Genomic DNA, 19,756 nt, shown 5'->3' with positions numbered 1-19,756 from the left:
CATCGCAGCACCTTACGCCGGGTGAGGTGTTGCACTTCAGATTTGAGGCCGCCCCCCCTACTTGATGAACAACGCATGGGTTTTAACATGCAGACGCGAGAATTTGACGAGTTGGCGAATTTCGTCACATGCTGAAACTTCATTGATGCCGTAATCCAACATCATTCTTGACATGGCGACAATTGTTTCCGCCGGTTTCTCTTGCGCTACCGCAAGCGCACGGGAGTCCTGAATCCTGTCAGCGTCGGCCGCCGACGTCAGCGAACGCCCGGCGCAGTGCCGCCGCCGCATCCTGGTGCAGCTGCCGCGCCTCGGCAATGGCGCGGCCCATGGTGATGAAGCCATGGATCACGCCGCGGTAGATCTCCAGTTCGACCGGCACCCCGGCCATGCGCAGCTTGTCGGCGTAAAGCACGCCCTCGTCGACCAGCGGATCGCATTCGGCCAGGCCGATCCAGGCCGGCGCGACGCCGTCGACGTCGGCGCTCTTGAGTGGCGCGAAGCGCCAATCGCTGCGGTCGCCGGCGTCGATGTAGTGGTGGAAGAACCAGTCGATCAACTGCTTGTCCAGCACCGGTCCGTGCGCGAAGGTGGCGTGCGAATCGGTGTCCTGGTGGTCGGTGGTGCCGGGATAGATCAGCAGCTGCAGCGCGAGGTCGAGCCCCTCGTCGCGTGCGTGGATGGCGCTGACCGCCGCCAGCGTGCCGCCGGCCGAGTCGCCGCCGACGGCCAGCCGGCGCCGGTCCAGGCCGAGCATGCGAGCGCCCTTCTCGGCCAGCCAGCGCAGCGCGTCCCAGGCGTCGTGCACGGCGGTGGGAAAGCGCCACTCGGGCGCGAGCCGGTAATCCAGCGACAGCACGGCAGCGCCGCTCATTGCGCTGAGCACCCGGCACAGCGTGTCGTGCGACTCGATGCTGCCGATGGTGAAGCCACCGCCGTGGGTGTAGAGCAGCACCGGCAGGCCGGCATCCATGCTGGGCGCGTACAGCCGCGCCGGCAGAGGGTGGCCGTCGCGGGCGGGGATCTCGATGTCCTCGACGCGCGCCAGCTCGGGCTTGGGCACGTCGAGCACGCCGATCGAGCTGGCGTAAGCCTGCTTGGCCTGCTGCGCCGTCAGCGTGTGCATGGGTGGATACGGGGCCTGCGCCATGCGTTCGACCAGCAGGCGCATGGCGGGGGTCAGGCGGGCGTGGATCTCGGGGCTGTGATTCATGGTGGGGCGGCTGGCAGGCGCGCGGCGCGTGCTGCCCCCGGCGGGGCAGCACGAACCGATCTTAGCGGGCGTCGGAAGGCAGTGCCCCGGTGTCAACCGGCACGCACCGCCAGCCTGGCGGCACGGCGCAGCCAGGCAGCAGGCGCCTTCCCGACGCCAGCACCACTCGCCCCACTCAGCGTCCGCCGAAGCGCGCGCGACAGCCGTGATCAACCCAGATGTTGCGGCCGTCGTAGCCCCAGTCGCGGCCTTCGCGGCAGGCGGCGCTCGACAGCTGCTCGACCAGGTAGGGCGAACCCATGCGGGCGTCCCAGCGGCATCGGCTCTGACGCTGGTCGACGCTTTCACAGGTGACCGTGCGGCCACCCGGAGATGGCTGCCAACCGCCACCGGTGCCGAACTCGGCCCGGCAGCCCTCGGTCACCCACACGCTGCCGTCGCGGCTGCCCCAGCTCCGGCCCTCGATGCAGGGCGCCTGCGAAAGCTGGCGCAGCATCACGTGGCGCCCGCGCGTCGGCGCCCGGCACTCGCGGTAGCGACCATCGTCGCTCTCGCAGCGGAACCCGGCGCCCATGCGACCGTCGTCGGGTGGGGCCCAGCCCCGCCCCTGGCCGAACTCGGCGCGGCAGCCTTCGCTCACCCACACCCGGCCGTCACCGCGGCTGCCCCAGGTCCGCCCCTCGATGCACGCGGCCTGCGAGTGCTGGCGCAACAGCGTCGCGCGCCCCCGGAACGGCATGCGGCATTCGTTGTGGCGGCCGTCGACACTCTCGCAGAGCACGCCATGGCCGTCGCCGCGGTTCCAGCCGGGCTGCGCGCCGTAGCCTTCGGCGAACTGCGCGCGGCAGCCCTCGTTCACCCAGACCGTGCCGGGCGCCCGGCTGCCCCAGTTGCGGCCTTCGATGCAGGGCGTGGACGACAGCGTGTTGACGATCACCGGCGGATTGCGAAACGGCGTCGCGCATTCGCTGAACCGGCCGTCACGGCTTTCGCAGCTGACCGTGTGGCCGCTGCCGCCATACGGCGCTTGCGGCGGCCCTCCGTACTGGCCCCAGGGCTGGTCCATTGGCTGGCCGATCGGCTGGTCGCCGTACTGGGCGCAGGCGACGGGCGAGAGCACGAGCGCGGCGAAGGCCAGCGCGGCGAGGCAACGAAACAGGCGCATGGTTGACATTTCCCTGGTGGTTGGAGCCTGTCTGCCCTAACGCAGCCGGCCCGGCAGCGGTTGTCCGCCACACCGATTGCCGCGCGGCGCAGGGACCACTGGTGTCAGCGGAAGCTCACCGACACCGGCTGCAGCCCGGTCACGCCGTCGTAGTGCGCGGTGACCTTCAATCCGGCCTTGGGCGGCAGCAGGGCCGAGAACGATCCCACGCTGACCAGCTGACCCGCGCGCAGCGACAGGCCCTGCGCCCGCAGCGCCTGCGCCAGCCACGCCACCGCGTTGAGCGGATGGCCGAGCACGTCGGAACCCTTGCCGCCACCCAGTTGCGTGCCCTGCGCATCGACCAGGCGCACGTTCATGTCGCGCAACTGCTCCAGCAGGCGCGCCTGGCCGGCGGCGTCCTGCGGCACCGGCATCGGCGCGCCGCGCACACCCAGGCGGGCGCCGACGTTGAGTGCCGACAGCACCGCGCCGTTGATCTTGGGCGGTGCTTCGACGATCAGGTCCGGCAGTTCGATGAAGGGAATGATCTGGTCGACCTGCGCCAGCACCTCGGCCGGCGTGCGGGCCTGGTTGATCGCCTCGCTCTTCACACGTACCAGCATATCGGCCTCGTACAGCGGACGGGTGCCGAACGCCGCATCCACCGCTGCGCCGTCGCCCAGCAGCATCCTGGTGTAGAGCGCGCCCCACACCGGCTGGTCGGTGTTGAAGCGCTTTTGCGTCGCCGGGTTGGTGAGGCCTGCCTTGTAGCCGACCAGCCGGCCGGCCTGCCCGGCCAGGCGCTGCTGCAGCTTGGCGCGCGTGCAGTTGGCGTCGGCCATCGTCATCGCCTCGGGTGGATTGGCGGCCGGACGCCGCGCGTTGTAGTCGGCCAGCAGGCGGTCGACCGTGATGTTGTCCAGGCAGCCCGGCGTCTCGGCCACAGTGGGTGCGGACACGCTGGCGCAGCCGCCCAGCAAGGTCGCCGCCGCGGCGGCGCAGGTCCATTGCAACATGCGGGACTTCAGCACGATGGGTCTCCTTGGTCTTGTGTGAATAATCAGGTTGCTCATCGTATCCGGAAACACGCCATGGCCCTGATTCAGTACCTGACCCAGATCGAGTTCGACTACGGCGCGCTGGCCCGCTTGCCCGCGCACTGCGAGCGCGTCGGCATCAGCCGGCCGTTGATCGTCACCGACGCCGGCGTGCGGGCGGCGGGCGTGCTGCAGCCGGTGATCGACGCGCTCGGCACCACGCCGCACGCGGTGTTCGACGCCACGCCGTCCAACCCCACCGAGGCCGCGGTGCGCGCCACCGCCGAGATCTACCAGCGCGAGCGGTGCGACGGCCTGGTCGCGGTCGGCGGCGGCAGCGCCATCGACTGCGCCAAGGGCGTGGCCATCGCCGCCACGCACCCGGGTCCGCTGAAGACCTACGCCACCATCGAGGGCGGATCGACCAGGATCACCGACGCCGTCGCGCCGCTGATCGCCGTGCCGACCACCGCCGGCACCGGCAGCGAGGTGGCGCGCGGCGCCATCGTGATCGTCGACGACGGGCGCAAGCTCGGTTTCCACAACTGGGCGCTGATGCCGCGCGCCGCCATCTGCGATCCCGCATTGACGCTGGGCCTGCCGCCCATGCTGACGGCCGCCACCGGCATGGACGCCATCGCGCACTGCATGGAGACCTTCATGGCGCCGGCCTTCAATCCGGTGGCCGACGGCATCGCGCTGGAAGGCCTGCGCCGCGGCTGGGCCTGGATCGAGCGCGCCACCCGCGATGGCAGCAACCGCGAGGCGCGGCTGAACATGATGGCGGCCAGCATGCACGGCGCGCTGGCATTCCAGAAAGGCTTGGGCTGCGTGCATTCCCTGAGCCACAGCCTCGGCGGCGCCGATCCGCGCCTGCACCACGGCACGCTGAACGCGGTGTTCCTGCCGGCGGTGATCCGCTTCAACGCCGGTGCCGACAGCATCCGCAACGAGCAACGCCTGCCCCGCATGGCGCAAGCCATGGGTCTGGCAGCGGACGCCGACGTCGCCGCCGCGGTGCACGAGATGACGGCGCGCCTGGGCCTGCCCACCGGCCTGGCCGCCATGGGCGTCACCGAAGCGATGTGGGGCGGCGTGATCGAGCACGCCCAGCGCGACCACTGCCACCAGACCAACCCGCGCATCGCCTCGGCGGACGACTACCGCCGGATGCTGGCCGAGTCGATGTGACGCCTGCGCCTCGGTACTGAGCCGCCGACTGCCCAGACGGCACGCGAGCACTCAAACGAAGCAAACGTCGCCGGGCATGGGTGTCGGTGCCGTGCGGTCTCGCGTGACCCAGCCGGGGCGTCTGCAACCAATCCGATCAGGGCAGCGCCAAGCTCAGAACGTGATGACCTTGTCGGCCTGCACGGTTGCCTCGGCCAGCTCGGCCAGGGTGCCGACCTCGATGCCATCGATCAGCTTCAGCGACAGCAGGCCGCGGTTGCCGGCGCAGGTCTTGCAGACCTTGACCGGCACCCGCTGCGCGATCAGCTGCTCGACCATCTGCTCCAGGGTGTTGCCGGAAGCGTCCTGCTGGCCCGGCAGCCCGAGCACCGTGGCATCCGACATCAGGTAGACGTCGAGCTGCGGCTTGCCGCCCTCACGCGCCATCAGGGCCAGGGCCAGACGCAGGGCCGACAGGCAGCGCTCGCTGCCGTAGGGTGGTGCATGGATGATGAGCAGGATTTTCTGCACGGACGAGTCCTCCGAAGACATAAGAAAGGACTCATGTTAATGGGTGGCACGGCGGGTCATGGAGATGCAACCGGAGGTTCGCCCAGATCGTCGCCGCCGGGGGCACAGCCTGGCCGGCCATCCCGCAGGCAAGGCCTGCACGGCAGATCATCCAGACGGCACACCAACCTCGCCGATGCGGACACCGATAGTGACACTCTTGCCGGGTCGGAATGCTGGCCACAGCCAAGGTTCGGACCTATAGTGACAGATCGCGCCACGCCAAGCGTGCCGCGCGAATGTGAATGCGACCGACCCGTTTGGCACCTGTATGGAGGAGACAACCATGCATCTGCTCTTTGCCCAGTTCACCATGCGCTGGATGGCCCTGGTCACCGGCGCTGCTCACACCACCTCCGTGCTGCGCGCCATGGCGCGCAACGCACCCGAGCCGCCCGACGACCTGGTCGCCGAGTACGAGCTGCCCGATCAGCAGCCGCCGTTGCCCGCTCAGCGGATCGCCCCTACCCCACGGCCCAAGCTGGTTTGATACCGTTCAGCCAGGGTACCGGCTGATCGTCGAAACGAGCGCGTCCGACTGACGCAGGCGCCATGTGATCTCGTTCCATGCCATGCGCGAGCAGGCTGCGCGGTGCATGGCGGAAGCGGCGCGCTCAGGGCCGGCGCGTCTTCAGCTTCTCGAACGCCGACGCCATCGCGGTCGAAGCCGTTGGCGCAGGGCCACCTCGGCGCTGTCCTGCAGCGAGGCCGCCGCGGCCGGCGTGCTCGAAGCGGTTCTCGCGCGGTGCATCGCGCCGCGGCGGCTGGGCGTCAAGCTTCATCGTCAGACTGATGCGCTTGCGTGCCACGTCGACCTCGAGCACCTTCACCTTGACGATCTGGCCGGTCTTGACCACCTCGCGCGCGTCGGCGACGAACTTGTTGGCCAACTGGCTCACGTGCACCAGCCCGTCCTGGTGCACGCCCAGGTCGACGAAAGCGCCGAACTGGGCGACATTGCTCACCGTGCCTTCCAGCACCATGCCGGGCTGGAGGTCGGTGATGGCTTCCACGCCCTCGTTGAAGCGCGCCACCTTGAAGTCCGGGCGCGGGTCGCGGCCGGGCTTTTCCAACTCGGTGAGGATGTCCTTCACCGTGACGGCGCCGAACTGCTCGGTGGCGAAGGCTTCGGGCTCGAGGGCTTTCAGCAGTTCGGCACGGCCCATGAGTTGGTCGATCGGCTTGCCGGCTTTGACGATGATCTGCTCCACCACCGGGTAGGTCTCGGGGTGCACGCCGGTCATGTCCAGCGGGTTGTCGCCACCGCGGATGCGCAGGAAGCCCGCGCTCTGCTCGAAGGTCTTGGGGCCGAGCCCGCTGACTTCCAGCAGTTGCTGGCGACTCCTGAACGCGCCGTGCTGCTCACGCCAGCGCACCACCGCCCTGGCCACCGTGCCCGACAGGCCGGACACGCGCGCCAGCAGCGGCGCGCTGGCGGTGTTCAGGTCGACGCCGACGCCGTTGACGCAGTCCTCGACCACGGCGTCGAGCTGGCGCGCCAGCTCGCTCTGGTTGACGTCGTGCTGGTACTGGCCGACGCCGATGCTCTTGGGGTCGATCTTCACCAGTTCAGCTAGCGGATCCTGCAGGCGGCGCGCTATGCTGGCGGCGCCGCGCAGGCTGACATCGACGTCGGGCAACTCCTGGCTGGCGTATTCTGACGCCGAGTAGACTGAGGCACCCGCCTCGCTGATCACCACTTTCTCGATCGCCGCTGGCGCCTGCTTCTGCACCAGCTTGATCAGATCACCCGCCAGCCGGTCGGTCTCGCGGCTGGCCGTGCCGTTGCCGATCGCGATCAGCTGCACGCCGTGCCTGGCAGCCAGGCCGGCCAGCGTGTGCAGGCTGCCGTCCCAGTCGCGCCGCGGCTCGTGCGGGTACACGGTGGCGGTCTCCAGCAGCTTGCCGGTGGCGTCCACCACCGCCACTTTGACGCCGGTGCGGATGCCGGGGTCGAGCCCCATCACCGCCCTGGCGCCAGCGGGCGCTGCCAGCAGCAGGTCGCGCAGGTTGTCGGCGAAGACCCTGATCGCCACCTTCTCGGCCTCGTCGCGCAGGCGGGCGAACAGGTCGCGCTCGGTGCTCAGGGACAGCTTCACGCGCCAGCTCCAGGCCACGCACTTGCGCAGCAGGTCGTCGGCGGCGCGCCCCTGGTGCGACCAGCCCAGGTGGCGGGCGATGCGGCCTTCGGCGAGGCTGGGGGCGGTCTGGCCCCTTTCCCCGCTGGGGGAGGGAGCAACCGGCTCGGGCAGCACCAGCTTGAAGTCCAGAATCTCCAGCGCCCGCCCGCGAAACACCGCCAGCGCGCGGTGGCTGGGCACGCGGCCGATCGGTTCGTCGTAGTCGTGGTAGTCGCGGAACTTGGCGACCTCGGGGTCGTTCTCGTTCTTGCCGGCGGCCAGCTTGGCTTTCAGCAGCCCCTCGGCCCAAAGCCATTCGCGCAGCGACTGCAGCAGCTGGGCGTCCTCGGCCCAGCGCTCGCTCATGATGTCGCGCACGCCATCGAGCACGGCGGGCACGCTGGTGAAATCCTCGCCGCCCTCGCCTTTCTCGGCCTTCACGAAGGGCTTGGCGGCGTCCTGCGGGTCCAGCGTGGGGTCGGCCCAGAGCTGGTCGGCCAGCGGCTCGATGCCGAACTCGCGCGCGATCTGACCCTTGGTGCGGCGCTTCGGCTTGTACGGCAGGTACAGGTCTTCCAGCTCCTGCTTGGTCGGCGCGGCCTCGATGGCAGCGCGCAGATCGGGCGTCAGCTTGCCCTGTTCGTCGATGCTCTTGAGGATCGCCGCCCGGCGCTGGTGCAGTTCGCGCAGATAGGCCAGGCGTGCTTCCAGCTCGCGCATCTGCACGTCGTCCAGGCCACCGGTGGCCTCCTTGCGGTAGCGGGCGATGAAGGGCACGGTGGCGCCGCCGTCGAGCAGGTCGATGGCGGCCTGCACCTGGGATTCGCGCACTTTCAGCTCGGAGGCGAGCTGCAATGGGATGGACTGCATGGGCTTGAGGACATCCGCACGGCTAAGATACGGCGCGGGTGTCTGGTCGAAAAAAGCCTGCGAGTTTGCCACAGGCTGTCCGTGAGTCAGGGGCTGGTTCAGACTGTCGGCAGCAGCAGGTGTATGGGCTTCGGCGCGCACTCGAACTGCAGTGGCGTTGCGAGCTGCCGATGCACACCGTCGACCACGACATCGACCGCTTTCTGGCCGCGTCCCGATCGCAATACCAGGCGATCGAAGGCCAGGCTGTCGATGCTTTCGGCCTCTTCCGACCCGCCACGGGCGCCGCGCAGTGCCTGCCAGGCGGTGCGCCACAGCGGCATCGGCTGCTGCGCGGTCACGAGCAACTGGCCCGGTGCCGGCGTCGGCACTTGCTGCACGCCCAACCCGCGCAGCAGCGCGACATCGGAGCCGACGAACAAGGCGCGGGCGCGCAGCAGACGCATCCGACCCTGCTGGTGCAGCTCGAGCGTGAGCGCGCGCCGGGCAGCGTGGGCCAACCCATGTGACATCCCCGGGTACATGTCGACGCCCGCCCCGAGCAGGAAGATGCGATCGCCCAGCATGCCAACCGGCACCGATTCCACGTGTGCATGCAGCAAGACGTCCAGCGCCGCATCGGGTTCGCCCGGGATGCCGTGCGCCCGAGCCAGCTGGCTGGCACCGCCCAGCGGCAACAGGCCCAACGGCAGGCTGGCGTTCCACACCGCCTGCGCGACGGCGTGCAGCGTGCCATCGGTGCCTGCGGCCACCACCGCGCCGCCGGCGGCACGCGCCGCGTGCAGCGCGCGTCCGGTGGCGGCGCCCAGTTCGTCGGTCTGCCGCACCACGAAGAGCTCGTACACCCGGCCTGCTGCATTCAGCCGCTCGTCCAGGCGGTCAGCCAGCGCCTGCGTGTCGCCTTCAAGCGACGCGGCATCGAAGACGATGAACAGCAGGGACGCACCGGTATGCATGCCCGCAATCTAAGGCATGGCGGGCGCTCGCGCTGTCGGCCGATATCGCCCGGCTCCGTGCGCCAGGCGGCTCACCCAGCCTGCTGGCGCAGCGCCGCACGCAGTTCGGCGCCGATCTCGGGCCGCTCGGCAAACGGGTCGGGCGGGTTCTGCATGTTCACGATGGCGTCGGTACGCGACTTGACGTTGCCCAGTGCCTTCGGGTGGCTGAAGACGTAGAACTGATCCTGCTCGATGGCGGCGAACACCTTGGCGGCGACGTCGGCCGCCGTCACCTTGCCGCTGCCGGTGGCCTTCTCGATCATCGCCTGCTGGATGCGCTGGCTGGCCGTGAGCTCAGCCGCAGGCAACTCGGCCGGCCGGTTGCGCTCGCTGGCGTGGATGCCGGTGGCGACGAAGTACGGGCACAGCACGCTGGCCGAGATCTGGTCGGTGACCAGCCGCAGATCCTGGTACAGGGTTTCGGTCAGCGCCACCACCGCGTGCTTGCTGACGTTGTAGATGCCCATGTTGGGTGGACTCAGGAGGCCGGCCATGCTGGCGGTGTTGACGATGTGACCTTGGTAGGCGGCGTCGGCGCGCGCGGCCTCCAGCATCATCGGCACAAAGGCGCGCACGCCGTTGATGACGCCCCACAGGTTGACGCCGAGCACCCATTCCCAGTCCTTGACCGAGTTCTCCCAGACCAGCCCGCCGGCACCGACGCCGGCATTGTTGAAGACAAAGTGCGGCGCGCCGAAGGTCTGCTCCACCTCGCGCGCAAGCTGATCAACGGCCTCGGTCCGGCTAACGTCCACGCGGCGCGCCAGGGTTTGCACGCCCAAGGCCTGGACCTCGGCCGCGGCCGCCGCCAGCGCTTCGGTCTGGATATCGACCAGCACCACGTTCATGCCGCGTCGGGCCGCGATGCGCGCGCATTCGAGCCCGAAGCCGGAGCCGGCGCCGGTCAGTACGGCGGTCTTGCCGCCAAAGTCCTTGATCATGCTCGTCCTTGAATGGGTTCAGTACGGCATCGCGCGCCGGATGATGGCGTCGAAATCGGTACCGCCACCGAGCGTGCCGAACACGTCGTGCGGCTGCTTCAGGCGCGACTCGCAGAAAGCGCCGAACACGGCCGGCGGCGCGCTCTGCGCCAGCAGCGCGGCCTGCACCGCCAGCGCCACGTCGCGCGTCAGCATGCGGGCGTCGATCTCGCCGGTGCCGCCATCCATGCGCGCCGGCAGGGTCTCGACCAGCCGGTCCAGCGCCGCGTGCTGGCCCTTGGCGGGTGCCAACTCCTGCGCCAGCGCGGCGGCGACGTCGCCCTTGCGCAGTGCCCGCAGCAGGTCCAGCGCCATGATGTTGCCGGCGCCTTCCCAGATACTGTTGACCGGCATCTCGCGGTAGATGCGCGCCAGCACGCCCTCGCCGCCCTCCTCCACGTAGCCGTTGCCGCCCAGGCATTCCATGGCTTCCTGCGCCATGGCGGCGCCGCGCTTGCAGATCCAGAACTTGGCGATCGGCGTCAGCACGCGGGCCAGCAGGCGCTCGTGCTCGTCGGCCTGGCGGTCGAAGGCGCGCGCCACGCGCAGCGCCAGCGCGGTGGCGGCTTCGCTCTCCAGCGCCAGGTCGGCCAGCACGTTCTTCATCAGCGGCTGCTCGATCAGCAGCCGGCCGAATGCCTTGCGCCCGGCCGTGTGGTGCAGCGCCTGGCTGAGCGCCTGGCGCATCAGGCCACTGGTGCCGAGGGCGCAGTCGAGCCGCGTCATGGTGCCCATGGCCAGGATCTGCGGCACGCCGCGCCCGGGCTCGCCCACCAGCCAGGCCAGCGAGCCGTCGAACTCGACCTCGGAACTGGCGTTGGCCTTGTTGCCCAGCTTGTCCTTCAGGCGCTGGATGCGCAGGCCGTTGCGCGTGCCGTCCGGCAGCACGCGCGGCATGAAGAAGCAGGACAGGCCCGCCTCGCCCAGGCCCTCGACGTAGGCCAGCATCAGGAAGGCGTCGCACATCGGCGCCGAGAAGAACCACTTGTGGCCGGTGAGCCGGTAGCGCTCGCCCCAGTCGTCGCGCCCGTCGTGCTCGGCGCGCGAGGTGTTGGCGCGCACGTCCGATCCGCCCTGCTTCTCGGTCATGCCCATGCCCATGGTCACGCCGGGCTTGTCGCGCCAAATCCTGAGCGCCGGGTCGTAGGCGCGCGAGGTGAGCTGCGGCGCCCAGTCGCGGTAGATGGCCGGGTTGTCGCGCAGCGACGGCGTGACGGCGTAGGTCATCGAGATCGGGCACAGCACCGAGGGCTCGACCTCGGTGAACAGCATGAAGCTGGCGGCGCGCTTGACCTGCGCGTGGCCGCTGGCCTGTTCGTCCTCGGCGTAGGGCGTGCCGTGCAGGCCCGCTTCGCACGCAGTCGTCATCAGCGCGTGGTAGCTGGGGTGGAACTCGACCTCGTCGATGCGGTGCCCGAAGCGGTCGTGCGTGCGCAGCTCGGGCGTGTGCACGTTGGCCAGGCGCGCGTGGCGCTGCATCTCGGCACTGCCGACCCGCTGACCCAGGTGCACCAGCGGCGCCGTGTCGAGGCCGGGCGCGTTGAACTTCAGCGCATCCTGCAGCCCGCGGTTGCCTTCGAACAGGTTGACGTCCACCAGCGGCGTCGGCTGGTTGAAGACTTCATGCGTGACTGCCATGACGGCCTCCGTTCAGATCAGCTTGACCAGTTGCTTGCCGAAGTTGCGGCCCTTCAGCAGGCCGAGAAAGGCTTCCGGCGCGCTGTCGATGCCCTGGGCGATGCTCTCGCGCGGCTTCAGTCTGCCTTGCGCCACCAGCGTACCCAGTTCCTGCAGCGCCTGCGGCCACAGCTCCATGTGTTCGCTGACGATAAAGCCCTGCACCTTCAGGCGGTTGATCAGGATCAAGGCCGGGTTCTGCAAGGGCAGCGGCGCACCGTCGTAGCCGGCGATCATGCCGCACACGGCGACGCGCGCGAAGGCGTTGGTGCGCAGCAGCACGGCATCCAGAATGGTGCCGCCGACGTTCTCGAAGTGGCCGTCGATGCCATCCGGGCAGGCGTCCTTCAGGGCCCTGGCCATGCTCTTGATGTCCGGGTGCTGGCGGTAGTCGATGCAGGCGTCGAAGCCGAGTTCGTCCACCGCGTAGGCGCATTTCTCCGGTCCGCCGGCGATGCCGACCACGCGGCAGCCGCGTGCCCTGGCCAGCGCGGCGTAGGCACTGCCGACGGCGCCGGTGGCGGCGCTCACCGTGACGGTGTCGCCCTCTTTCGGCGCGATGATCTGGGTCAGGCCGTACCAGGCCGTCACGCCCGGCATGCCGACGGCGCCCAGGTAGTAGGACAGCGGCACGTGCGTGGTGTCCACCTTGCGCAGCAGGCCCGGGGCGTTGCCGTCGACCACGCTGTACTCCTGCCAGCCGCCCATGCCGACCACGGGGTCGCCGGCGGCGAACTTCGGGTGGCGCGATTCGACCACCTCGCCCACCGTGCCGCCGATCATCACCTCGCCGAGCGGCTGCGGCTGGGCGTAGCTCTTGCTCTCGTTCATGCGTCCGCGCATGTAGGGGTCGAGGCTCAGGTAATGGTGGCGCACCAGCACCTGGCCGTCCTGCAATGCGGGCGTGTCGGTGCTGACCAGCTTGAAGTTGCTGGCGCTGGCTTCGCCCTCGGGGCGGTTGTCGAGCAGGATCTGGCGGTTGCTGGGCATGTGGTGTCCTCTGGTGCAAGGGTGGTCAATCGGTGGGCAAGGGGCCCCTGGTCTGGTCGGGCCGTTCGGCCGGCGCCACATACTTGAAGGTGCCGGTGGCCTGGGCGCACAGCTGGCCCTGGGCGTCGATGATGCGGCCTTCGACAAAGGCCATGCTGCGCGTGCGGTGCAGCAGCTTGCCCTGGCCGATCAGCGGCACTCCGGGCGTGGCGGGCGCGGGGCGCATGAAGCTGGTCTTCATCTCGATCGTGACCACGCCAATGTCGGGCTGCACGCTGCGCGCGGCGGTGGCCATGATGACGTCCAGATAGGTCATCACCGCGCCGCCGTGGGTGACGCCGAAGGAGTTGCAGTGCTCGGGCCCGGGCGTGTAATGCAGGGTCGATTCACCGCCCTCGAAACGCTCCAGCGTGAAGCCGAGATGGTGGACGAAGGGGATGACGGCGCCGAAGTCGAGGCTCATGGCAGTATCGATTTCTGCTCCCTCTCCCGCTTGCGGGAGAGGGTTGGGGTGAGGGCCGGGCTGCGGCGCGACGGGCAGGTCAACGGTTCGGCAGGCGCTGCCGCCCCCTCACCCCTGCCCTCTCCCCGAGGGGAGAGGGAGAAACACCGGCGCGTCCGCATCGGGCTCATCCTCCGGTGACCACGCTCACACCCCCGTCCACCGCCAGCCACTGCCCGGTGATGTGCTTGCCGGCGTCGCTGGCATACAGCAAGGTGATGCCCTTCAGATCCTCGTCATCGCCCAGGCGGCGCAGTGGCGCGTGCGCGGCGAGCTGGTCCTCGCCGAGCTTCTCCAGCGTGCCGCGCGTCATCTTGCTGGGGAAGAAGCCAGGGCAGATCGCGTTGACGGTGATCCCGTACCTGCCCCACTCGCAGGCCAGCGCGCGCGTGAAGTTGACCACCGCGCCCTTGCTGGTGTTGTAGGCGATGGTCTGCATCTCGGGCGGGTTTCCCCCTAAGCCGGCGATGCTGGCCAGGTTGATGATGCGGCCCTGTCGTCTGCCGATCATGCTCTTCTTGGCCACGCGCTGGCTCAGGATGAAATACCCGCGCACGTTCAGGTTCATCACCTTGTCCCAGGCCTCGATCGGGTGGTCCTCGGCCGGCGCGCCCCAGGCGGCGCCGGCGTTGTTGACCAGGATGTCGATGTCGCCCATGCGCTCCAGCGTCTCGTCGGCCAGGCGGTGGATGTCGGCCTCGACCGCGCAGTCGGCGGCGATCCAGCGCGCGTCGATGCCGGCGGCCTGCAGTTCGGCCACGGCCTCCTCCAGATCAGCCGCCTTGCGCGAGCTGAGCATGATGCGCGCGCCGGCCTCACCGAGCGCCTGCGCCATCTGCAGGCCCAGGCCGCGCGAGCCGCCGGTGACGAGGGCGGTCTTGCCGCTGAGGTCGAACAGTTGTTGAACGGTGCGGGTCATCGGGTTCTCGTGTGTTGTCTCAAGGGTGGCGATGCGCTGATCGCGGCCAGGGCCGCTCCCACAAAGGCTGGGGCTTCCCACAAGGGGTGGGGCCTGTGGGAGCGGGCTTGCCCGCGATGCCGGCCTGTCATCAGAACGCCGCCTCGGGCATGTGGGCGCAGGTCATGTCGCGGCTTTCGACCACGCGCAGCCAGGCGTCGATCTTGGGCAGTTCGTACTGGTAGAAATAGGCCGTGGCGCCCGCCACGCCGGCGCGGTGTGCCTCATCCTTGGAGGCGCGGGCAGCCAGCGACAGCTCCAGCCAGACCCACGCGATCACCACGTGGCCGAAGGCCTGCATGTAGGGCACGGCATTGGCCAGCGCCTCGGTCGGCTCGCCCGTGGCCCAGGCGGCTTTGGTGGCGGCGCCGACGCGCGCCAGCGCCTGTGCCAGTGCATCGGCGTACCCGGTTAGCGCGGGTTGCGGACGGGTCTTCGCGATGGTGGCCTGAATGCGTCCGGCCAGCAGTTGCAGGCCCCTGCCCTCTTCCATCAGCACCTTGCGGCCCAGCAAGTCCATGGCCTGGATGCCGTGCGTGCCCTCGTGGATCATGTTCAGGCGGTTGTCGCGCCAGTACTGCTCCACGGGGAAGTCGCGCGTGTAGCCATAGCCGCCATGGATCTGGATCGCGAGCGAGTTGGCTTCCAGGCAGTTCTCGCTCGGCCAGCTCTTGGCGATCGGCGTCAGCACCTCGAGCAGCAGGCGCGCCTCGTCGGCGGTGGCCGCGTCGCCGGTGTGTTGCTCGTCGACCAGGCGGGCACAGTACAGCAGCAGCGCCAGCGCGCCTTCGCAAGTGCTCTTCTGCGCCAGCAGCATGCGCCGGATGTCGGCGTGCTCGATCAGCCGCACCGGCGGCTGGGCCGGGTCCTTGCCGGCCGGGCCGACCGGGCGGCCCTGCGTGCGCGTCTTCGCATAGTCGAGCGACGCCTCGTAGCCGGCCAAGCCCAGCATGGCGGCAGCCATGCCGATGGCGATGCGCGCCTCGTTCATCATGTGGAACATGCAGCGCAGGCCTTCGTGCGGCTTGCCCACCCGATAGCCCACGGCGCCGGCCTCGCCGTCTACCTTGAACTGCCCTTCACCGAAGTTGAGCAGCGTGTTGGTGGTGCCGCGCCAGCCCAGCTTGTGGTTCAGGCCGGCCAGCGCCACGTCGTTGCGCACGCCAGTCAGCCTGCCTTCCGCTTCCACCAGCTGCTTTGGCACGATGAACAGCGAAATGCCCTTGACACCCGGGATCAGCCTGCCGTCGGCGCCGGGAATCTTGGCCAGCACCAAGTGCACGATGTTCTCGGTCAGCTCGTGCTCGCCGGAGGAAATCCACATCTTGTTGCCGCGCAGGCGGTAGCGCGGACCAAGCGGATCGCTCTCATCCTCCAGCGTGGCGCGGGTGGTGATGTCGGACAGTGAGGAGCCCGCCTGCGGCTCGCTCAGGCACATGGTGCCGGCCCAGCGGCCGTTGAACTGGTTGGCGGCGAACACCTGCTTCTGCAGGTCGGTGCCATGCACCATCAGCAGGTTGGCGTTGCCCACCGTGAGCAGGTTGGAGCCGATGCTGATCGAGGCCTTGCCGAAGAAGGCGTTGGCAGCCGCCTCGACCAGATAAGGCAGCTGCATGCCGCCGTGCTCGTAGTCCTGCGCGGCGGCCAGCATGCCGGACTCGGCGTAGGCCTGGCGCGCCTCGTGCGTGGCCTGCGGCAGCAGCACGCGCAGGCTGCTGTCTGCGCATGGCTCGGTGCGCGGCTCCTCGGTGTCGACCAGGCGGTTGAACGGCGCGTACTTCTCGCGCGCGATGCGCTCGCAGGTGTCCATCACCGCGTCGAAGGTCTCGCGCGAATGCTCGGCGAAGCGCTCACGCTGCGCGAGCGCGGTGGCGTCGAGCCAGTCGTAGAGCAGGAAGTCGAGCGTGTCGCGCAGGTTCATCTTCTAGCCAGGTTGGTGGACAACAAATGAACAGCAGGCTGCAGAGGACGCTGGAATATCACCGAAGACGCAGGAAAAAACCGAAGAACCTTGCCAGGTCCGCGTTTGGTTCCTCACCCCCTTCTGGAGGCGGTTTCTTTCGCGTCTTCTGCGAAACCCTGGCGTCCCCTGCGTCCGGCTGTTGGACGCCTTCAGGTCAAAGCACCTCGAAGATGCCCGCCGCGCCCATGCCGCCGCCGATGCACATGGTCACCGCCACTTTTCTGGCGCCGCGGCGCTTGCCCTCGATCAGCGCATGGCCGGTGAGGCGCTGGCCGCTGACGCCATAGGGGTGGCCCAGGGCAATGGCGCCGCCGTTGACGTTGAGCTTGTCGGCTGGAATGCCCAGCTTGTCGCGGCAGTACAGCACCTGCACGGCAAAGGCCTCGTTCAGCTCCCACAGGTCGATGTCGCCGACCTTCAGGCCGAGCCTGGCCAGCACCTTGGGCACGGCGAACACCGGGCCGATGCCCATCTCGTCGGGCTCGCAGCCGGCCACGGCAAAGCCGAGGAAGCGCCCCAGCGGCTTCAGGCCCTTGCGGCTGGCGTAGTCCTCGCTCACCACCACGCAGGCGCCGGCGCCGTCGCTGAACTGGCTGGCGTTGCCGGCACTGATGAGGCCACCGGGCAATGCCGGGCGGATGCCGCTGATGCCTTCCTTGGTCGTGCCTTCGCGCGTGCCTTCGTCCTTGGACAAGGTGACTTCCCTGGTGCGCAGGCCCAGTACCGGGTCGGCCACGCCAGCGGTGACGGTGATCGGCGCGATCTCGTCGTCGAACTTGCCGGCGGCCTGCGCGGCGCAGGCCTTCTGCTGGCTGGCGGCGCCATACTCGTCCATGGCGTCACGGCCGATGCCGTAGCGCTTCGCAACCTGCTCGGCGGTCTGGAGCATGCTCCAGTAGATCTCGGGTTTTTTCGCAACCAGGTTGGGGTCCTGGATCATATGCAGGTTCATCTCCTGCTGCACGCAGGAAATGCTTTCCACGCCGCCGGCGACGTACACGTCGGCCTCGCCGGCGATGATGCGTTGCGCCGCCAGCGCGATGGTCTGCAGTCCGGACGAGCAGAAGCGGTTGACGGTCATGCCCGAGACGCTGACCGGGCAATCCGCCATCAGCGCGATCTGGCGCGCGATGTTCATGCCGGTGGCGCCCTCGGGGTTGGCGCAGCCCATGATGACGTCGTCGACCTCGGCGGCCTCGATACCGGCGCGCTGCAGCGCGTGCCGGACGACGTGGCCACCCATGGTGGCGCCATGGGTCATGTTGAGGGCGCCCTTCCAGCTCTTGGCCAGCGGCGTGCGTGCGGTGGAAACGATGACGGCAGAAGTCATGGACTCAGCTCCTGAATGATGGGCGTTTTCGGTTGATCCGGCTCGGCAACAAGGCGTGCGCTCAGTTGAAGGTCTTGCCTTCCGCGACCAGTTTCCGCAGCAGCGGCGCCGGTTGCCAGAACCCGGCGTCGTCGCGCGGGTTGCGGGCGAAGCGCTTCATGCTCTCGGCGACGTTGAACAGGCCGACCTGGTCGGCGTACTTCATCGGGCCGCCGCGCCACAGCGGGAAGCCGTAGCCGGTCAGGTACACCATGTCGATGTCGCTGGCCTTGCTGGCGATGCCGTCCTCGAGGATGCGCGCGCCCTCGTTGACCAGCGAATACACCAGGCGCTCGACGATCTCCTGGTCGCTGATCTTGCGCGGCGTGATGCCCTGATCCTGCCGATACTTGACGATCATGTCCTCGACCAGCTTGCTCGGGATGGCGTCGCGCTTGCCGGGCTGGTAGTCATACCAGCCGGCGCCGGTCTTCTGGCCGAAGCGGCCCAGTTCGCACAGCAGGTCGGCGGTCTTGCTGTATTTCATGTCAGGCTTCTCGACGTAGCGGCGCTTGCGGATGGCCCAGCCGATGTCGTTGCCGGCCAGGTCACCCATGCGGAACGGACCCATGGCGAAGCCGAATTTCTCGATCGCCTTGTCGACCTGTTGCGGCGTCGCGCCCTCCTCGATCAGGAAACCGGCCTGACGGCTGTACTGCTCGATCATGCGGTTGCCGATGAAGCCGTCGCAGACGCCCGACACAACCGCCGTCTTCTTGATCTTCTTGGCGATCGCCATCACCGTGGCCAGCACGTCCTTGGCGGTCTTCTCGCCGCGCACCACCTCCAGCAGTTTCATCACGTTGGCCGGGCTGAAGAAGTGCATGCCGACCACGTCCTGCGGGCGCTTCGTGAAGCCGGCGATCTGGTCGACGTCGAGCGTCGAGGTGTTCGACGCCAGGATGGCACCGGGCTTCATCACCTCGTCGAGCTTCCTGAAGACCTGCTCCTTGACGCCCATCTCCTCGAACACCGCCTCGATCACCAGGTCGGCGTCCTTGATGTCCTCGTAGTTCAGCGTGGTCTTGAGCAGGCTCATGCGCTGCTCGTACTTGTCCTGCTTCAGCTTGCCTTTCCTGACCTGTGCCTCGTAGTTCTTGCTGATCACGTCGACCCCGCGGTTCAACGCTTCCTGCTTCGTCTCCAGAATCGTGACCGGGATGCCTGCGTTGAGGAAGTTCATCGAGATGCCGCCGCCCATGGTGCCGGCACCGATCACCGCCACCTTCTTGATCTCGCGCGGCTTGATGTCGCTGCCCACGTCCGGGATCTTGCTGGCGGCACGCTCGGCGGCGAAGATGTGGCGCAGCGCCTTGCACTCGGGCGTCTGCATCAGGTTGATGAAGATCTCGCGCTCGCGTGCCAGCGCGTCGTCGAACCGGTACCGGGTGGCGTTCTCGACCGCGTCCACGCACTTGACGGGCGCCGGGAAGTTCTTCGCCATCCCCTTGACCATGTTGCGCGCGAACTGGAAATAGGCGTCGCCCTGCGGATGCTTGCAGGGCAGGTTGCGCACCAGCGGCAGTGCCGAACCGTCGGCGTGCTTGACAGCAAGCTCTTTCGCGAAGGCAATGGCCTCATCCAGCAGCTGCTCGGGCGACGAGGCCATGCGGTCGAACAGCTTCTGCCCTGGCAGGCCGGCCAGCAGCTCGCTGTTGACCGGATCGCCCTTGACGATCATGTTCAACGCCGTCTCGACGCCCAGCACGCGCGGCAGCCGCACGGTGCCGCCGGCGCCGGGGATCAGGCCCAGCTTGACCTCGGGCAGCGCGATCTTGGCGCCCGGCGCGGCGATGCGGTAATGCGCGCCCAGCGCCAGTTCCAGCCCGCCGCCCATGGCGACCGAGTGCACGGCAGCGACCACGGGCTTGCGCGAGTTCTCGACCGCGCTGATGACCGACAGCAGGATCGGCTCCTGCATCGCCTTGGGCGAATTGAACTCCCTGATGTCGGCACCGCCCGAGAACGCCTTGCCGCCGCCGGTGAGCACGATGGCCTTGACGGCCGGATCGGCGTTGGCCTGCTCCAGCCCACTGGTGATGCCGACGCGGGTCTCGTAACCGAGGCCGTTGACCGGCGGATTGTTCATGGTGATGACGGCGACATCGCCGCGGACCTGGTATTCAGCAGTCATGCTTGCTCCTCGTGGGACGGGATGAACCGGTCAACCGCCGGTCGGTCGTGGCCGCCCT

16 protein-coding genes are annotated in these 19,756 nt (G+C 68.7%); 2 read left to right on the top strand and 14 right to left on the bottom strand.

The window, feature by feature from the left end; translation table 11 throughout:
* Positions 1 to 238: 238 nt before the first annotated feature.
* From PK606_RS09430 to PK606_RS09420, 3 genes are all read right to left on the bottom strand, one after another.
* Complete coding sequence (locus PK606_RS09430) at positions 239 to 1,213, bottom strand: alpha/beta hydrolase (protein ID WP_324563149.1); 975 nt, start codon at positions 1,211 to 1,213, stop codon at positions 239 to 241.
* Between the two features lie 175 nt (positions 1,214 to 1,388).
* Positions 1,389 to 2,378, bottom strand: a complete 990-nt coding sequence (locus PK606_RS09425) for a DUF3011 domain-containing protein (protein ID WP_324563146.1) — start codon at positions 2,376 to 2,378, stop codon at positions 1,389 to 1,391.
* A gap of 104 nt (positions 2,379 to 2,482) precedes the next feature.
* Complete coding sequence (locus PK606_RS09420; protein ID WP_502920815.1) at positions 2,483 to 3,376, bottom strand: 2-keto-4-pentenoate hydratase; 894 nt, start codon at positions 3,374 to 3,376, stop codon at positions 2,483 to 2,485.
* A gap of 75 nt (positions 3,377 to 3,451) precedes the next feature.
* Between PK606_RS09420 and gbd the strand changes: the two genes are divergently transcribed.
* Positions 3,452 to 4,588, top strand: coding sequence for a 4-hydroxybutyrate dehydrogenase (gene gbd / locus PK606_RS09415; RefSeq protein WP_324563143.1), 1,137 nt, complete (start codon positions 3,452 to 3,454; stop codon positions 4,586 to 4,588).
* A gap of 153 nt (positions 4,589 to 4,741) precedes the next feature.
* Here gbd and PK606_RS09410 read toward each other — a convergent pair whose 3' ends face one another.
* Entirely contained in the window at positions 4,742 to 5,098 is a 357-nt protein-coding gene (locus PK606_RS09410; protein WP_324563141.1) for a DsrE/DsrF/TusD sulfur relay family protein, read from the bottom strand.
* A 325-nt stretch (positions 5,099 to 5,423) separates the two neighbouring features.
* Here PK606_RS09410 and PK606_RS09405 point away from each other — a divergent pair, with 325 nt between their 5' ends.
* The gene (locus tag PK606_RS09405) at positions 5,424 to 5,627 is read left to right on the top strand and encodes a hypothetical protein (protein WP_324563138.1); all 204 of its coding nucleotides are present in this window, start codon (positions 5,424 to 5,426) and stop codon (positions 5,625 to 5,627) included.
* Positions 5,628 to 5,751: 124 nt separating this feature from the next.
* On the opposite strand, the gene PK606_RS09400 is transcribed toward PK606_RS09405, so the two are convergent.
* The 10 genes from PK606_RS09400 to PK606_RS09355 form a co-directional block, all read right to left on the bottom strand.
* Positions 5,752 to 8,127, bottom strand: a complete 2,376-nt coding sequence (locus PK606_RS09400) for a Tex family protein (RefSeq protein ID WP_324563134.1) — start codon at positions 8,125 to 8,127, stop codon at positions 5,752 to 5,754.
* 98 nt (positions 8,128 to 8,225) lie between these two features.
* A complete protein-coding gene (locus tag PK606_RS09395) occupies positions 8,226 to 9,083 on the bottom strand; it encodes a diacylglycerol/lipid kinase family protein (RefSeq protein ID WP_324563132.1) in 858 nt (285 codons plus the stop codon).
* 71 nt (positions 9,084 to 9,154) lie between these two features.
* Positions 9,155 to 10,066, bottom strand: coding sequence for an SDR family oxidoreductase (locus PK606_RS09390; RefSeq protein WP_324563130.1), 912 nt, complete (start codon positions 10,064 to 10,066; stop codon positions 9,155 to 9,157).
* Positions 10,067 to 10,084: 18 nt separating this feature from the next.
* Positions 10,085 to 11,743 (bottom strand): isovaleryl-CoA dehydrogenase, encoded by a 1,659-nt coding sequence (locus tag PK606_RS09385; RefSeq protein ID WP_324563128.1) that lies wholly within the window; start codon positions 11,741 to 11,743, stop codon positions 10,085 to 10,087.
* Positions 11,744 to 11,755: 12 nt separating this feature from the next.
* A complete protein-coding gene (locus PK606_RS09380; RefSeq protein WP_324563126.1) occupies positions 11,756 to 12,772 on the bottom strand; it encodes an NADP-dependent oxidoreductase in 1,017 nt (338 codons plus the stop codon).
* 25 nt (positions 12,773 to 12,797) lie between these two features.
* A complete protein-coding gene (locus tag PK606_RS09375) occupies positions 12,798 to 13,235 on the bottom strand; it encodes a PaaI family thioesterase (protein ID WP_324563124.1) in 438 nt (145 codons plus the stop codon).
* Between the two features lie 166 nt (positions 13,236 to 13,401).
* Positions 13,402 to 14,193 carry an SDR family oxidoreductase gene (locus tag PK606_RS09370; protein ID WP_324563122.1) on the bottom strand — a complete coding sequence of 264 codons (792 nt, stop codon included), beginning with the start codon at positions 14,191 to 14,193 and terminating at the stop codon, positions 13,402 to 13,404.
* 130 nt (positions 14,194 to 14,323) lie between these two features.
* On the bottom strand, positions 14,324 to 16,153 hold the full coding sequence (locus tag PK606_RS09365) for an acyl-CoA dehydrogenase (RefSeq protein ID WP_324563120.1): 1,830 nt from the start codon (positions 16,151 to 16,153) through the stop codon (positions 14,324 to 14,326).
* Between the two features lie 196 nt (positions 16,154 to 16,349).
* Positions 16,350 to 17,525 (bottom strand): acetyl-CoA C-acyltransferase, encoded by a 1,176-nt coding sequence (locus PK606_RS09360; protein WP_324563118.1) that lies wholly within the window; start codon positions 17,523 to 17,525, stop codon positions 16,350 to 16,352.
* A 61-nt stretch (positions 17,526 to 17,586) separates the two neighbouring features.
* Positions 17,587 to 19,698 carry a 3-hydroxyacyl-CoA dehydrogenase NAD-binding domain-containing protein gene (locus PK606_RS09355; RefSeq protein ID WP_324563116.1) on the bottom strand — a complete coding sequence of 704 codons (2,112 nt, stop codon included), beginning with the start codon at positions 19,696 to 19,698 and terminating at the stop codon, positions 17,587 to 17,589.
* Positions 19,699 to 19,756: the final 58 nt, after the last annotated feature.

This window comes from Ottowia sp., from assembly GCF_035444425.1.
Taxonomy (GTDB): Bacteria; Pseudomonadota; Gammaproteobacteria; order Burkholderiales; family Burkholderiaceae_C; genus Ottowia.
Note: the sequence above shows the minus strand (reverse complement) of the source record. Positions and strands in the feature narration are given on the sequence as shown.

What these genes read in the sequence shown, in the direction of transcription:
- PK606_RS09380 (WP_324563126.1), bottom strand. Translation starts at nt 12,772, where the DNA reads ATGCCCAGCAACCGCCAGATCCTGCTCGACAACCGCCCCGAGGGCGAA.
- PK606_RS09430 (WP_324563149.1), bottom strand. Translation starts at nt 1,213, where the DNA reads ATGAATCACAGCCCCGAGATCCACGCCCGCCTGACCCCCGCCATGCGC.
- PK606_RS09365 (WP_324563120.1), bottom strand. Translation starts at nt 16,153, where the DNA reads ATGAACCTGCGCGACACGCTCGACTTCCTGCTCTACGACTGGCTCGAC.
- PK606_RS09370 (WP_324563122.1), bottom strand. Translation starts at nt 14,193, where the DNA reads ATGACCCGCACCGTTCAACAACTGTTCGACCTCAGCGGCAAGACCGCC.
- PK606_RS09375 (WP_324563124.1), bottom strand. Translation starts at nt 13,235, where the DNA reads ATGAGCCTCGACTTCGGCGCCGTCATCCCCTTCGTCCACCATCTCGGC.
- PK606_RS09385 (WP_324563128.1), bottom strand. Translation starts at nt 11,743, where the DNA reads ATGGCAGTCACGCATGAAGTCTTCAACCAGCCGACGCCGCTGGTGGAC.
- PK606_RS09405 (WP_324563138.1), top strand. Translation starts at nt 5,424, where the DNA reads ATGCATCTGCTCTTTGCCCAGTTCACCATGCGCTGGATGGCCCTGGTC.
- PK606_RS09395 (WP_324563132.1), bottom strand. Translation starts at nt 9,083, where the DNA reads ATGCATACCGGTGCGTCCCTGCTGTTCATCGTCTTCGATGCCGCGTCG.
- PK606_RS09390 (WP_324563130.1), bottom strand. Translation starts at nt 10,066, where the DNA reads ATGATCAAGGACTTTGGCGGCAAGACCGCCGTACTGACCGGCGCCGGC.
- PK606_RS09425 (WP_324563146.1), bottom strand. Translation starts at nt 2,378, where the DNA reads ATGCGCCTGTTTCGTTGCCTCGCCGCGCTGGCCTTCGCCGCGCTCGTG.
- PK606_RS09400 (WP_324563134.1), bottom strand. Translation starts at nt 8,127, where the DNA reads ATGCAGTCCATCCCATTGCAGCTCGCCTCCGAGCTGAAAGTGCGCGAA.
- gbd (WP_324563143.1), top strand. Translation starts at nt 3,452, where the DNA reads ATGGCCCTGATTCAGTACCTGACCCAGATCGAGTTCGACTACGGCGCG.
- PK606_RS09355 (WP_324563116.1), bottom strand. Translation starts at nt 19,698, where the DNA reads ATGACTGCTGAATACCAGGTCCGCGGCGATGTCGCCGTCATCACCATG.
- PK606_RS09360 (WP_324563118.1), bottom strand. Translation starts at nt 17,525, where the DNA reads ATGACTTCTGCCGTCATCGTTTCCACCGCACGCACGCCGCTGGCCAAG.
- PK606_RS09420 (WP_502920815.1), bottom strand. Translation starts at nt 3,376, where the DNA reads ATGTTGCAATGGACCTGCGCCGCCGCGGCGGCGACCTTGCTGGGCGGC.